The 13691-nt window shown below is 69.9% G+C and carries 12 protein-coding genes; 11 read left to right on the top strand and 1 reads right to left on the bottom strand.

Annotation, left to right across the window (positions count from 1 at the left end; all coding sequences use genetic code 11):
- Positions 1–64: 64 nt before the first annotated feature.
- Positions 65–1102, bottom strand: coding sequence for an HAD family hydrolase (locus B3611_RS01365; protein WP_291313286.1), 1038 nt, complete (start codon positions 1100–1102; stop codon positions 65–67).
- Between the two features lie 86 nt (positions 1103–1188).
- Here B3611_RS01365 and B3611_RS01360 point away from each other — a divergent pair, with 86 nt between their 5' ends.
- The 11 genes from B3611_RS01360 to B3611_RS01310 all read left to right on the top strand — a co-directional run bounded on the left by B3611_RS01360 (position 1189) and on the right by B3611_RS01310 (position 13687).
- A complete protein-coding gene (locus tag B3611_RS01360; RefSeq protein ID WP_291313285.1) occupies positions 1189–1428 on the top strand; it encodes a glutaredoxin family protein in 240 nt (79 codons plus the stop codon).
- A 49-nt stretch (positions 1429–1477) separates the two neighbouring features.
- Positions 1478–2803, top strand: coding sequence for a glutamyl-tRNA reductase (locus B3611_RS01355; RefSeq protein WP_291313284.1), 1326 nt, complete (start codon positions 1478–1480; stop codon positions 2801–2803).
- Positions 2803–3684 carry a hydroxymethylbilane synthase gene (gene hemC, locus B3611_RS01350; RefSeq protein ID WP_291313283.1) on the top strand — a complete coding sequence of 294 codons (882 nt, stop codon included), beginning with the start codon at positions 2803–2805 and terminating at the stop codon, positions 3682–3684. The genes B3611_RS01355 and hemC overlap by 1 nt, the downstream gene beginning before the upstream one ends.
- Before the next feature lie 184 nt (positions 3685–3868).
- Complete coding sequence (locus B3611_RS01345; protein WP_291313282.1) at positions 3869–5587, top strand: uroporphyrinogen-III synthase; 1719 nt, start codon at positions 3869–3871, stop codon at positions 5585–5587.
- A gap of 84 nt (positions 5588–5671) precedes the next feature.
- Positions 5672–6673 carry a porphobilinogen synthase gene (hemB, locus tag B3611_RS01340; RefSeq protein ID WP_291313281.1) on the top strand — a complete coding sequence of 334 codons (1002 nt, stop codon included), beginning with the start codon at positions 5672–5674 and terminating at the stop codon, positions 6671–6673.
- Between the two features lie 97 nt (positions 6674–6770).
- Positions 6771–7379, top strand: a complete 609-nt coding sequence (locus B3611_RS01335; protein ID WP_291313280.1) for a hypothetical protein — start codon at positions 6771–6773, stop codon at positions 7377–7379.
- Positions 7380–7385: 6 nt separating this feature from the next.
- Positions 7386–7877, top strand: a complete 492-nt coding sequence (locus tag B3611_RS01330; RefSeq protein WP_291313279.1) for a hypothetical protein — start codon at positions 7386–7388, stop codon at positions 7875–7877.
- A complete protein-coding gene (locus tag B3611_RS01325; RefSeq protein WP_291313278.1) occupies positions 7878–10436 on the top strand; it encodes a heavy metal translocating P-type ATPase in 2559 nt (852 codons plus the stop codon).
- A 38-nt stretch (positions 10437–10474) separates the two neighbouring features.
- Positions 10475–11542, top strand: coding sequence for a uroporphyrinogen decarboxylase (hemE, locus tag B3611_RS01320; RefSeq protein WP_291313277.1), 1068 nt, complete (start codon positions 10475–10477; stop codon positions 11540–11542).
- A complete protein-coding gene (locus B3611_RS01315) occupies positions 11543–12919 on the top strand; it encodes a protoporphyrinogen oxidase (protein WP_291313276.1) in 1377 nt (458 codons plus the stop codon).
- A 6-nt stretch (positions 12920–12925) separates the two neighbouring features.
- Positions 12926–13687 carry a DedA family protein gene (locus B3611_RS01310; RefSeq protein ID WP_291313275.1) on the top strand — a complete coding sequence of 254 codons (762 nt, stop codon included), beginning with the start codon at positions 12926–12928 and terminating at the stop codon, positions 13685–13687.
- The last annotated feature ends 4 nt before the right edge of the window (positions 13688–13691 follow it).

Genomic DNA, 13691 nt, shown 5'->3' with positions numbered 1-13691 from the left:
CGTTCCGGGGTGTGGGCCTTTTCCGTTGCCGGGTGCCGCGGAAGGGGCACCGGGTGAGCCCAGGTCAGCGGCGCGCCCGCACGGCCAGCGCCGCCCCCGCGGTCACTCCCGCCGCGCCCGCGAGGGGCAGGGCCCAGCTGCGGGCGAGGCGACGCACCGAACGGTAGTCCCGCACGGCCCACCCGGCCCGCTCGGCATGTGCGCGCAGGGCCCGGTCGGGGTTGACGGCCACGGCGGTGCCCATCATGGAGAGCATCGGGATGTCGTTGACGCTGTCTGAGTAGGCGGTGCACTGGCGCAGGTCGAGCTGTTGGATGGCGGCCAGCGCCGCAACGGCGTGTTTCTTCCCGGGGCCGTGCAGGATGTCGCCGACGAGGCGCCCGGTGAAGCGCCCGTCCTTCTCCTCCGCGACGGTGCCGAGCGCCCCGGTGAAGCCGAGCCGCAGGGCGAGCGCCTGGCCGATCTGCACCGGGGTGGCGGAGACGAGCCACACCTGCTGCCCGGCGGCGATGTGCATCGCCCCCAGTTCCACCGTCGCCTGGTAGGCCTTGCCCATCATCTGCTGGTCCACGATCTCGGAGCACAGCTGCGTCAGCTCCGCCACGCTCTTTCCCTTGACCAGCTCGAGGGCCTGCTCGCGGCCCTCGGCAATGTCCCCGTGGTTCTCGGTTCCGCTGAGCCGGAAGCGAACCTGCTTGATTAGGCCCGGGAGAAGCTCGCGGGGTGTGATGAAGCGGTGGCGCGCCAGCCCGGCGGCCAGCAGCACGAGGGAGGAGCCCTGGATGAGGGTGTTGTCGATGTCGAAGAAAGCCGCCGCGTGCGTGTCCTGGGGGATGTCCGGATCGGGCTCGGTCACCGTGGATGCGCCGGCGGTGGCGAAGGCGCCGCCCACGGAGTCGACGCCGAGGGCGAACTCGTCGAGGCCCATTCCGAACGTCTCCTCCACGGCGGCCGCGGCGGCGGCTTCGCCGGCGGCGCGCTGGGAGTTGTCGTCGAGAGGCGGAAGCGCCGTGTCCTCGAGGAAGCGGCGGAGGTTGCCGTGGGAGACCGACCACTGGGCGAGGAATTCGCTGCCGGGGAGGGGGACGAAGTCCGCGCTCATCGTGCGTATCAACCTTTCGGTGGGGGTCGGAGTAGCGTAAGCAATCGTAATTCTTCACCGCGCGGTGCGCTTGACGGGGAGGCCAGATGAAAAAAGTGGAGCTGATGGTCCGGGAGGGTTGCGGGTCCTGCGTCCGTGTGGCGGAGCAGATCCGGCCGGTCGTCGAAAAGCACGGGGCGAGCCTTTCGCTTGTCGACGTCGACGCGTCCGCCGACCCCGAACTCGCGATGGAGTACGGCGACCGCGTGCCGGTTGTCGTGATCGACGGGGAGGAATTCGCCTGCTGGGAGGTCGACAACGAGGACCTCGCTGCCGAGCTGTCCTGACCCCTGGGTTATCCTTTAGTTTGATTTTTGGAGATTCCGGAGGGATGTCGTGAGTGTTCTCGTCGTAGGGATGTCGCATCACTCGGCACCCGTGGCCCTGCTGGAGCAGCTGAGCATGGACGCCTCCGTGCAGGATGAGACTGCGTCCGCGCTGGTCAAACAGCCGTCACTGTCCGAGGCAATGATCATCTCGACGTGCAACCGCCTCGAGGTCTACACCGTGACCAACTCCTTCCACAGTGGTGTCGACGACGTGCTGCGCGTGCTCTCCGCAACTTCGGGGGTGGCGGAGCCGGAGCTGCGCACCTACCTGTACGTGCGCTACGCCGACGCGGCCGCGAAGCACATGATGACCGTCGCCGCCGGCCTCGACTCGATGGTGGTGGGCGAGCAGCAGATCATCGGCCAGGTGCGCACCAGCTACCAGGATGCCGTGGAGCGCGGCACCGTCGGCCCCGGCCTGCACCTGCTGGCCCAGTCCGCCCTGCACGCGGGCAAACGCGTGCACACCGAGACCGCCATCGACGACGCTGGGGCCTCCATGGTCACCCTGGCGCTGGAGAAGGCCCTGGGCATCATGGGACGCGCGGACTTCCGTGGGACGACGGCACTGGTGCTCGGCGCGGGTGCGATGGCGACGCTTTCCGCAACCCACCTGGGCAAGATGGGCGTGGACAGGCTCATCATCGCCAACCGCACCCGCTCCCGGGCGGAACGCCTCGCCGAGCATTCCCGCGAGGCGAGCGTGGCCGCTGAGGTTGTCGACTTCAACGCCCGCGCCGGAGCGCTGGCGCGGGCGGACATCGCCATCTCCGCCACCGCAAGCGGCGAGTTCACCATCACCCCGGAGGACATCTCCGGGCCGGTCATGCTCGCCGATCTCTCGCTGCCGCGCGACATCGACGACGCCGTCACGGCCCGCGAGGGCGTGCACCTGGTCAACATCGAGTACCTGCACGGACAGATGATGGAGGGCGATTCCGCCGACAGCCGCGCGCACCGCGCCGCCGAGGCGATCATCGCCGAGGAGCTCGAGGCGTTCAGCTCGCAGCAGCGCGTCCGGGAGGTCGCGCCCGCCGTGGCGCAGCTGCGCCGGGCCGCCAACGAGGTCATCGTCACGGAGCTCGAGCGGTTGCGCTCGCGCGCACCGGGGCTCAGCGAGGCCGACTTCGCGCAGGTGAGCCGGATGGTGCGCAGGGTCGTCGACAAGCTCCTGCACAACCCGACGGTGAAGATCAAGGAGCTCGCCGCCCAGTCAGAGACGGTGAGCGTGGAAACAGCCATCGAGGAGCTGTTCGGCATCGGGGGAGCCCCGGTCGCCGTCGAGGCGGCGCAGCTGCCGCGCCTCGAGGACATTCGGATAAAGGAGAAGTAATGCTCAAGATCGGCACCCGCGGTTCCAACCTGGCCACCACGCAGGCCGGGCACGTGCGCGACGCGCTCATCGCGGCGGGGCACGGGGCGGAGCTGAAGATCGTCACCACTGCCGGCGACGTCTCCGCGGCGCCGGTGGAGCGCATCGGCGTGGGCGTGTTCACCTCGGCGCTGCGCGACGCGCTCTTCGACGGCGATGTCGACGTGGCCGTCCACTCCTTCAAGGACCTCCCGACGGCCCCCGAGCCGCGCACCCACCTCATCGTGCCCGTCCGCGAGGACAACAGGGAGGCTCTCATCGCCCGCGACGGGCTGACCCTGGCGGAGCTCCCGGCCGGGGCCCGGGTGGGCACCTCCGCCCCGCGGCGGGTCTCCCAGCTGCGTGCCCTGCGCCCGGATCTGGAGATCCGCCCGCTGCGCGGGAACATCGAGACGCGCATGGGCTACGTCGGCTCCGGCGAGCTCGACGCGGTCATCCTCGCCTACGCGGGGCTGTCGCGCGCCGGGTACGGCGACCGCGCCACGGAGATCTTCCCGCCCGAGGTGCTCATGCCCGCGCCCGCGCAGGGCGCGCTGGCCGTGGAGTGCCGGGTGGACGACACGGAGGCGCGCGCGGCGATCGACACGCTGGTGGACAACGCCGCCTCCGTGTGCGCGGCCGCCGAGCGCCAGGTGCTCGCCACCCTCGAGGCGGGCTGCACCGCACCCGTGGCCAGCTACGCCGAGCTTCGCGACGGCGGGATCGTCCTGCGCGGGGGCGTCTTCGCCGCCGACGGATCCGCGCAGCTCACCGAAACCCTCACCGGAACCGACCCAGTGGCGGTGGGCCGCGAGGTGGCCACGCGGCTGCTGGAGCGAGGCGCGGCAGCCCTGATGGAATAAACCCTGCTGACTAACCCCGCCGCACGGCGGGGCGGGCGAACTCCAGTTTTTGTTTCGGGGGGAGTTCACTTTAAGGTGTATTTAGCACATGGTGGAATGCCCAGGCGCACACGGCCCCAAGTTAGGCGTGCCGGTGGGCCGGGGCCTTTCACGCCTTTAATCACGCCTTAGAAAAGAACCTTCTATGAACATGCCCTCGATCACGCCCCGGCCGGGGAAGGTTATCTTCGTCGGCGCAGGCCCGGGTAACCCCGATCTGCTCACCGTCCGTGCTCGCGAGGTGATGGAGACCAATTCTATCGCGATCGTGGATCCGGACGTTCTTCAGGGGGTGCGAAACGTCGTCGCCGCCAAGCTGCCGGTGCCGGCGGACAAGCTCAAGGCTGCCGAGGAGCGCTACGAGCGGATGTGCGCCGAGGCCAAGGCCGCGGGCGCCCGGCGCCGGCCTCAGCGGCCGGCCGACCCGACGGCCGCGGAGATAGAGGAGTACGGCCTGACCGGCGAGGGGATCGTCGAGAAGCTTCGCGCCGCCCTCGCGGCGGCCGGTGAGGCGATCGAGCGGGGAGAGGCGGGCGAGGGCGACGTCATCCGGCTCGTCAGCGGAAACCCCTTGACCCGCGACGCCGTGATGGACGAGATCTCCGCCGTCGCCGCGGCCGGAATGGAGTTCCAGGTCGTACCCGGGATGTCGCTGCCCTCCACCGTGCCCTCCTTTGCCGGCATCGCGCTCGGCTCCACTTACACGGAGACGGACCTGTCCAACGGCAACGTCGACTGGGACCAGCTCGCCGCCGCGCCCCAGCCGCTGGTGTTCCAGGTCCTGCCCGAGCAACTGGACACCCTGTCCGCCGAGCTCATGGCGCGCGGTTTCGCGGGTACGACCCCGCTGACCGTGACCAGCAATGGCACCACGCGCCTGCAGCGCACCTTCGACGCCACCCTGGAGACGGTGGGGCGGATCGACGCCGACCTCGAGGGGAGCCTGGTGGTGACCATCGGCACCGCCGTCGATGACCGCACGAAGTACTCCTGGTGGGAGAACCGTCCCCTCTACGGGTGGCGGGTCCTCGTGCCGCGCGCCAAGGAGCAGGCCGGCGTGATGAATGCCCGCCTGAGCTCCTACGGTGCCATCCCGCAGTCCGTCCCCACCATCTCCATGGAGCCGCCGCGCAACCCCGCCCAGCTCGACCGCGCCATCAAGGGCATCGTCGAGGGCCGCTACCAGTGGGTCGTGTTCACCTCGGTGAACGCGGTGAACGCGGTGTGGGAGAAGTTCTCGGAGCTCGGGCTCGACGCCCGCGCCTTCGCGGGTGTGCACCTTGCCGCCGTGGGGGAGAAGACCGCCGACGCGCTGGGCTCCCGGGGCATGTCGCCCGAGCTTCTGCCCCACCGCAGCAAGCAGAACGCCGCCGGTGTGGTGGAGGTGTTCCCCGAGTACGTGGAGGACATCGACCCCGTCTCACGCGTTCTTTTGCCGCGCGCCGACCTCGGCTCCGACGTTCTCGTCGACGGCCTGGTGGCCAAGGGATGGGAGGTCGACGACGTCGTCGCCTACCGCACCGTGCGCGCCGCCCCGCCGGCGCCCGAGGTGAGGGACATGATCAAGACCGGCGGCTTCGACGCGGTCTGCTTCACCTCCGCGTCGACGGTGAAGAACCTGGTGGGCATCGCGGGCAAACCACACCCGCGCACCATCATCGCCTGCATCGGGCCGATGACGGCGGCGGAAGCCCGCGAACAGGGCCTGCGCGTGGATGTCATGCCAGAGGTGGCCGACGTGCCCTCCCTCGTGGAGGCGCTCGCGGCCCACGTCGCCTCGCTGCGGGCGACGGGCCAGCTGCCGCCGCCGCGCAAGAAGCGCCGCTCGCGCCGCCGTGCCGCCGAGGACGGGCAGGCCGAGTAGTAGGAAGCCCGTGTCGGCGCGCCCGGCGTGCGCCCGGGGCCGGAAACATTTTCGGGTGTCCGGGGGAGGTCCTAGGATAGGAGCGTGCCTTCCTATGAAATCACCCGGCGCCCCCGGCGCCTCCGCCAGAATGCCGCGATGCGCGAGCTCGTGGCCGAGACGCGCCTGCACCCCTCGGACCTGATCCTGCCGCTCTTCGTCGCCGACGGCATCGCCGAGAAGCGCGAAATCGCCTCCATGCCCGGGCAGTACCAGCACACGCTGGATTCCCTCAAGGCCATCGGGCACGAGGCCCTTGAGGCGGGGATCACCTGCGTGGATCTCTTCGGTGTGCCACTCGACGGCGACAAGGATGCCACCGGGTCGGCCGCCTGGGCCCCGGAGGGGGTTCTCAACCGCGCCCTGGCCGAGATGCGCCGGGAGTTCGGGAACGACCTGCTCATCATGGCCGACACCTGCCTCGACGAATTCACGGATCACGGCCACTGCGGTGTGCCCGGAACGGATCGCTTCGGCAACGAGGTGGTGCTCAACGACGCCACCCTCGACTGCTACGCCAAAATGGCGGTGGCCCAGGCAGAGGCGGGTGCCCACATCGTCAGCCCCTCGGGGATGATGGACGGACAGATCGCGGTGATCCGCGACGCCCTCGATGCCGCCGGCTGGCAGGACGTGGCCATCATGGCCTACTCCGCCAAGTACGCCTCCGCCTTCTACGGTCCCTTCCGCGACGCGGTGGGTTCCTCGCTGACCGGCGACCGCCGCACCTACCAGCAGGATCCGGCCAACGCCCGGGAGTCGCAGTTGGAGGTGCAGCTCGACGTGGAGGAGGGTGCCGACTTCGTCATGGTCAAGCCCGCGTTGCCCTACCTCGACGTCCTGGCCCGCATTGCCGAGGTCTCGCCCGTACCCGTCGCGGCGTACCAGGTCTCCGGGGAATACGCGATGATCCAGGCGGCCGGGCGCAACGGATGGATCGACCTGGACCGGGCGATGATGGAGTCGCTCGTGTCCATCAGGCGCGCCGGCGCGGACCAGATTCTCACCTACTTCGCCATCGACGCAGCAAAGGCCCTCCATGTCTAGTATTCCGCCGCGCCCGCCCCGCCCGGCACCCCCCGCACCCCCTGCAGCGCCCGACCGGCCGGGCCGTGAGGCCTCTGGCACCCCCGCCACCCCCGATGTGCCCGGCAGCGCCAGCCACGTCAGCGCCGGCGCCGTCGCCGGGGGCAGCCCGAACGCGCCGGGTGGAAAGGGGCCCGTCAAGCTCCCGGAGGCGGTGCGCTACCTCCTGTTGTGCTTGACCACGATGCTCGGCGCCGAGCTGGCCCACCTGTTCGTGTCCACCGCGTCCATGATCATGGACCCCAGCGCCCTGCGCGAGAGCGCCCGCGACGCGGCGAAGTCCTCCGGCGAGGAGGTCAGCGACGCGATGATCAACGCCAGTGTCTACGGCTCGGTCATCATGATGGTGGCTTTCCAGCTGCTCATCGTGGGTCTGCTCGTCTTTGCCGTGCGTGCCCTGGCCCGACGCGCCTCGTGGGCATCGAACGCACTGCGGCTGCTGCAGTTCTTCTCCGTGTTCTTCGTGCTGCGCATGCTCGCGCTCTTCTTGATGACCCCCGACTCCGCCAGCGTGCCTGTGGCAATGTACGCCGTCGACGGCATCCTCCAGATCGCCGCCGGGGCGGCCGGGGCGTGCGCGCTGTTTTACTCTATGCAGAACGAGGTGCAGAACTTCGTGCGCACGCCGACGCACGGGGCGGACACCACCACACCGAAGGACGGGTAGGCGCGTATGGCCGGCATGTTTCCCACGATCGTTGGAGGCGCCAACGACCCGAACCGGCGCTACGACGTCCCCGCGGGCGAGACGTGGCCGGCGCCCCTGCGCCTCGCTTTCCGTCTGCTGGTCATCGCGGCGGTGCTGATGCTGCTCAGCGGGATGATGATGCTGGCCGGTGGTTTCCCCGATGGGGCCGACGAAGCCTTCCGGGACGTGTTCATGCTCAACATGCGTTTCGCGGCAGTGGGTGACATCCTCCTCGGCCTGGGGATCGGAGGCTGCGCGGCCTACCTCGAGCGGGGGTCCAGGGCCGCCCGCCGCTGGGCGGCGGTTTTGGCAGCGGCCGGTATCTTCCTCAACATCGCCGCCTTTGCCCTGAAGGTGAGCAGCTGGGCATCGTTCGTGATCGTGCTCATTCTCGCCGTGGCGGCGTGGTTCATGTTCCGCCCCGCCTCCAACGCCTACATCGACGTGAAGCATTCGCTGTGGCGGGGGGTGGAGTAGGTGGCCGCCAGCAACCTGGACGAGTGCATCAACGACGCCCGGACAGCCGCGAAGAACGCCGGTTTCGACCCCGACACCCCGCACGAAGAGCGCGGGGTGACCAACCGCCCCAACGCGTCCTACGCTTTCGAGCTCCGCGGGTTGGAGGACGCGCCCCAGCTGGCCGACATCGAGGAGGCGCTGGACAAGCTCGAGGGGGTCACCGCGCGCCTGGTGTACCCCACGTCAACCGCCTGGGTCACCGCCCCGGAGGACATGGACCCGGTGCGCATCGTCGAGGTCATCGAGGGGTTCGGGGTGCGCGCTGCCATGACGGACTCCACGCTGCGCCGTCGCGCGATCGGCCGCCGCGCCGCCGAGCACCCGTTGCCGCGGCGCGGCACCCGGGGCATGACGGGCAAGATGCGTCGGCAGCGCCGCGACGAGGAGGCCAACCTGGTGCGCAAGCGCGCCGCCGGTTTCCTGCACGGGGACCCGCGTCGGGCCGGGGCGAAGCAGAGCGACGTCCTCTTCACCGCCCGCGACATGGTGACCCCCCTGCGCCTGTGGACGGCGATCCTGCTCACCGTTCCCGTGCTCGCGCTGAGCTACAAGCCGGAGTGGCAGTTCGACGGCTGGCAGTGGGTGTGCCTGGCGCTGGCCACGCCGGTGGCGCTGTGGTGCGCCTTCCCGTTCCACCGCGCAATGGCGGGCGGCGTGCGCCGCGGCATGCCGGCGCTCGACGGGGCGAGCTCGATCGCGGTGCTCGCCTCCTATCTCTGGACGGTCTTCGCCCTGGTGTTCACGCCCACCGGCGCCATCGGCTGGCACACCCCGGGCGGGTGGTTGTCCAGCCCGCACACCGACGGGATGGCGATCTTCCTCGACGTTGCCTGCGGTGTGACGGCGATGCTGCTGGTCGGACGGTACAACTCGGTGCGTGTGCGGTCCTACCTCCTGCAGGACATGGAGGCCCAGCGCCCGGACCCGAACCGCGAGTTCACCGTCTTCCGGCGCAACCGCGCAACCGACAAGGTGATCGAGGAGCGCCTGCCCGTCTCCGAGATCAACCGCGGCTACGACGTGAAGATCAACCCCGGGGAAACCATCCCGGTCGACGGTGATGTCGTGGGCGGGTGCTGCGTGCTGCGCCGCCCGATGATCGACACCCGCGAGCCCCTCGAGGCGAAGGTCGGCTCCCGCGTCTACGCGGGCACCGTCGTCGAGAGCGGCACCGTCAAGGTCCGCGTGGTGCGCACCGGCCACGCCACCCGGTGGGCGGCGGTGCACGAATGGGTGGAGGACGCCTCGCGACGGGAGAACGTGGCCACCATGCTCTCCACGCGCACCGCCGGTGCGCTCATCCCGGCGGCTTACGTCATCGCCTTCATGGACTTCTGCCTGTGGTTCCTCATCACGGGCAACTACAACATCTCCTTCTACACGGCTGTGTCCATCCTCGCGGTGGTCGCCCCGGTGGCGCTCGCCATCTCGCCGGCGGTGGCCACCCGCCTGGGCATCGAGTCCGCCGCCCGCAACGGCATCATGCTTCGCGACGGCGAGACCTTCCGCGGGCTGGAGAACACGGACACCGTGGTGTTCAACCGCGTGGGCACCCTCGTCACGCCCCGGATGGTGGTGGAGACCGTCACCGCGGAGCGCGGCGAGGACCCGGACATGGTGCTGCGCATCGCCGCCGCGCTGTCCATGGAGTCGAACCACCCCCTGGCCAAGGCGCTGGTCAAGGCGGCCCGCGAGTCCCGCGACAAGCGCTCGAAGGATTCCTCCATGCCGGTGTGGATCGAGCTGACCAACGACGAGATCACCGCGGAGGGGGACTTCAAGGGCCGGCTCAACCTAACCTTCGTGGACGAGGACGGGGAGGAGCGCGTCGAGCACCTTGACGCGACGCTGTGGCGGCCGACGAACCTGTCGCGGCTGACCGGGCGTCTGGCCATCGCGGCAACGACCGGCGGCGCGCCCGTCGTTGTGCGGTGGAAGGGCCGGGACAGGGGAGTGATCACCCTCTACGACCCGGCGAAACCGGACGCGATCGCCGCCATCGAGAGGCTGGAGGACATGGGCATCGAGACGGTGATGCTCACCCGCGACACCTACCCGGTGGCGCGCCGCTTCGCCGACTTCCTCGGCGTGTCCAACGTCCTCGCCGGCATCCCGTCCCCCAGCAAGCCCATCGCCGTGCGCTCCCTGCGCAACCAGGGTGCGACGGTCGCCATGGTCGGAGACCACACCATGATGAACACCCTCAAGGGCAGCGACGTCGGCATCCTCTACGCCACGGAGGAGTCCGTCAACGCCCGCCTGAACAAGGTGGAGGACGCCGCCGAGGTGGTGATGATCCGCGACGACGTGACAGCGGTGCCGCAGATCATCGAGTTCGCCCGCAGGGTCACCCGGATCATCGACACGAACATGGTCTTCGCCTGGTCCTACAACGCGCTCGCGATCATCCTCGCCGTGGCGGGGGTCCTCCCGCCGGTGGGGGCGACTCTGCTCATGCTGGGAAGCTCCGTGTTCATCGAGGCGCGCTCCGTCCGTGCGCGCCGTTTCCCCACCTAGATTCCCGTTTTCGGGGTCCGGCGGTAGGCTGAGGCACTATGACTAGACGCGCCTTGAACCATGCCCCGCTCATCGAGGCCGCCCACGGACGCACCCCGTCCCGCACCCCGGTGTGGTTCATGCGCCAGGCCGGCCGCTCCCTGCCGGAATACCGCCGGGTGCGCGAGGGCATCCCGATGCTGGACTCCTGCTTCATGCCGGAGCTGCTCGCGGAGATCACCATGCAGCCGGTGCGCCGGCACGACATGGACGCGGCGATCCTCTTCTCCGACATCGTGGTGCCGCTCAAGGCGGCCGGGGTGGATGTGGAGATCGTGCCCGGCCGGGGGCCCGTGATGGCGGAGGCGGTGAGGACCGCATCGGACGTGGACAAGCTGCCGGTGCTCGACCACGAGGTCGACGAGGTGGCGGAGGGCATCCGCATCATTCTCGGCGAGCTCACCGGCACCCAGGCGCTCATCGGGTTCGTCGGCGCTCCCTTCACGCTGGCCAGCTACCTCGTCGAGGGCGGGCCGAGCAAGAACCACGAGAAGACCAAGGCGATGATGCACGCCGAGCCCGACACCTGGCACCGGCTCATGCGCCGCCTCGTGCCCACCATCACGGCCTTCCTGCGCACCCAGGTGGAGGCGGGCATCGACGCGATGCAGCTGTTCGATTCCTGGGCGGGTTTCCTCAACGAAGCCGACTACCGCGAATTCGTCCTGCCCTACTCCACGCAGATCCTGGAGTCCGTGGCGGGGGAGGTCCCGCGCATCCACTTCGGCGTGACCACCGGCGAGCTGCTCGGGGCGATGAGCGAGGCCGGGTCGGAGGTCATGGGCGTCGATTGGCGGGTGCCCCTCGACTCCGCGGCCGCACGCCTCGCGCGGCCAGCCGTTCTGCAGGGCAACCTCGACCCGGCGCTGCTCTTCGCGGGCCCGGAGGTGGTGCGCGGCGAAGTTGAGCGCATCACCGGTGAGGCGGCACGCGCCGTGGCCGCCGGCGAGGCCACCGGGCACATCTTCAACCTCGGCCACGGGGTGCTGCCCGAGACCGATCCGGACGCCATCACGGATGCCGTGCGCATCATCCACGAGCAGCCGGTCGTGAAAGGGGAGAAGTAGATGAAGGTCGCAATCATCGGGGCGGGCCTCGCGGGGCTCACCGCCGCCTACGAGCTGCGCGAATCGGGCCACGACATCGACGTCTACGAGGCCACGGAACGCATCGGTGGCAAGCTGCACACCGTCGCCTTCGAGGCCGGCCCGACGGACATGGGTGCCGAGGCCTTCATGGCGCGCCGCCGCGACGCGGTCGATTTCTTCACCGAGCTCGGCCTCGGCGGCTCCCTCGTCGAGCCCTCGGGGCTCGGTTCCCTGATCTACGTCGACGGGGAGACCCGTGCCCTGCCGCACGGCGGTGTGATGGGCATCCCCTCGTCCTCCGAGGGGGTGGCGCACCTGGTCTCGTCCGAGACCGCGGCGCGTATCGACGCCGAGTCGGACGCACCCGGTTTCACCTGGGAGATCGGGGGCGACGCCAACGTGGGCGCGCTCGTGCGCGAGCGCTACGGCGACGACGTGGTGGACAACATCGTCTCGGCTCTCCTCGGCGGGGTGTACTCCTGCACGGCCGACGACCTGGGCGTGCGCGCCACCGTGCCCCAGCTGGCCGCGGAATTCGACAGGCTGGCGGAGGGTGGCACCCCCGTCCACCTCTCCACCGCCGTGCGCAACCTGGAGCAGGCGCGCCGGGAGCTGCCGACGGGCCAGGGCGCGGTGTTCAACGCCTTCCGCGACGGCTACCAGGAGGTCTACGAGGCGCTGGCGGAGAAGTCGGGGGCGGACATCTACGTCGACGCCTTCATCTCGGGCATCACCCGCGACGGAGGGGGATTCCGCCTCGCCGGCGGGGAGGATGCGGTCTACGACCACGTCATCCTGGCCGTCCCAGCGCCCACGGCGGCGCTGCTGCTCAAGAAGGTCGCCCCCGCCGCCGCGGAGGCGCTGCGCCCCGTCAAGCTGGCGAACTCCGTGGTTGTGGGCATGCGATTCGCTTCCGACGAGGGGCTACCGCGAAACTCCGGCGTACTCGTGGCCACGGGGGCCGGGGACGTGACGGCCAAGGCGTTCACCTTCTCCTCCCGGAAGTGGCCGCACCTGGCCGAGCGCGGGGGCGCCATCGTGCGCGCCAGCTTCGGCCGCTTCGGCGACGACATCGCCATCCGCGCCGAGGAGGACGACCTGGTGGACCGGGCGTTGGATGACCTGCGCACCATCACCGGATTCGACGGCCGCGAGGCGGGGCTGGAGGAGATCTACGTGCAGCGCTGGTTCGGCGGTCTTCCGCGCTACGACGAGACGCACCTCGCCACCGTCGACAAGGTTCTGGCGCTTCTAGGGGACACGCCCGGAATCTCCGTGACCGGTGCGTGGGTGGGCGGCGTCGGCGTGCCGGCCGTCATCGCGAACGCACGGGAGGTCGCGGGCCGGGTAGGTTAAGGACCCATGCCGATCGAAGACCGCGGGGACGCCCCGGACACGACTGCTCCCGACGCCTCAGCCGCGGCCGAAAAGGAATGGTGGGAAGAGGACGGCCTGCCGTGGACCTCGAAACCCACGAAGGCTGACTACTGGTGCCTCGCCTGGTTCGGTTTCGCGGGCCTGTTCGGTCTGGCAATGATCCCGCTGCGCGCCTGGCTTCTCGGCCTCGACCCGCCGATCCAGCTCGCGCTGACCGGTTCGCGCTTCGGGGCGGCGTCGACAGGCGCGCTCGCCGCGGTCGGTCAGGTGGGCCACTGGCTCGCCTACCTGCTCGTCGGTTCTCTGGTGGCCATCAAGTTCGACTGGATTTACTGGTGGGCGGGCAAGCTGTGGGGCCGCGGAATCCTCGAGGTCCAGGCGGGGCAGTCCAGACGCACCGCGCGCAACATCGAGCGCGCCGAGCGGTGGGCGGTGAGGCTCGGGTGGATCGGGATCTTCCTGGCGTACGTGCCCATCCCGCTGCCGATCGCGCTGGTGGTCTTCGTGCTGGCGGGCATGACCGACATGCCGCTGTGGCGCTTCATGCTGCTGAATTTCGTGGCCAAGACGCTGTGGTCGCTCGGGTACTTCGCCCTCGGCTGGTGGATCGGTGAGCCCGTGGTCTACGTCCTCGAGCAGTACGCCCGGGTGGCCAGCTGGATAGCCATCGGCCTGCTCGTCATCGTCTTCGCGGGGATCTTCCGCAACAGGTCGCGCAAGGGCGGGGCCCGCGCCGCGGGTGGGTAATCGA

Origin of the sequence: Corynebacterium sp. UBA2622, from assembly GCF_002339505.1 — a bacterium.
In the GTDB taxonomy this organism is placed as follows: Bacteria; Actinomycetota; Actinomycetes; order Mycobacteriales; family Mycobacteriaceae; genus Corynebacterium.
The sequence above is the reverse complement of the archived record's forward strand: the minus strand, read 5'-3'. Positions and strand labels throughout refer to the sequence as shown.

What these genes read in the sequence shown, in the direction of transcription:
- B3611_RS01310 (WP_291313275.1), top strand. Translation starts at nt 12,926, where the DNA reads ATGCCGATCGAAGACCGCGGGGACGCCCCGGACACGACTGCTCCCGAC.
- B3611_RS01360 (WP_291313285.1), top strand. Translation starts at nt 1,189, where the DNA reads ATGAAAAAAGTGGAGCTGATGGTCCGGGAGGGTTGCGGGTCCTGCGTC.
- B3611_RS01315 (WP_291313276.1), top strand. Translation starts at nt 11,543, where the DNA reads ATGAAGGTCGCAATCATCGGGGCGGGCCTCGCGGGGCTCACCGCCGCC.
- B3611_RS01345 (WP_291313282.1), top strand. Translation starts at nt 3,869, where the DNA reads ATGAACATGCCCTCGATCACGCCCCGGCCGGGGAAGGTTATCTTCGTC.
- B3611_RS01365 (WP_291313286.1), bottom strand. Translation starts at nt 1,102, where the DNA reads ATGAGCGCGGACTTCGTCCCCCTCCCCGGCAGCGAATTCCTCGCCCAG.
- hemC (WP_291313283.1), top strand. Translation starts at nt 2,803, where the DNA reads ATGCTCAAGATCGGCACCCGCGGTTCCAACCTGGCCACCACGCAGGCC.
- hemE (WP_291313277.1), top strand. Translation starts at nt 10,475, where the DNA reads ATGACTAGACGCGCCTTGAACCATGCCCCGCTCATCGAGGCCGCCCAC.
- B3611_RS01330 (WP_291313279.1), top strand. Translation starts at nt 7,386, where the DNA reads ATGGCCGGCATGTTTCCCACGATCGTTGGAGGCGCCAACGACCCGAAC.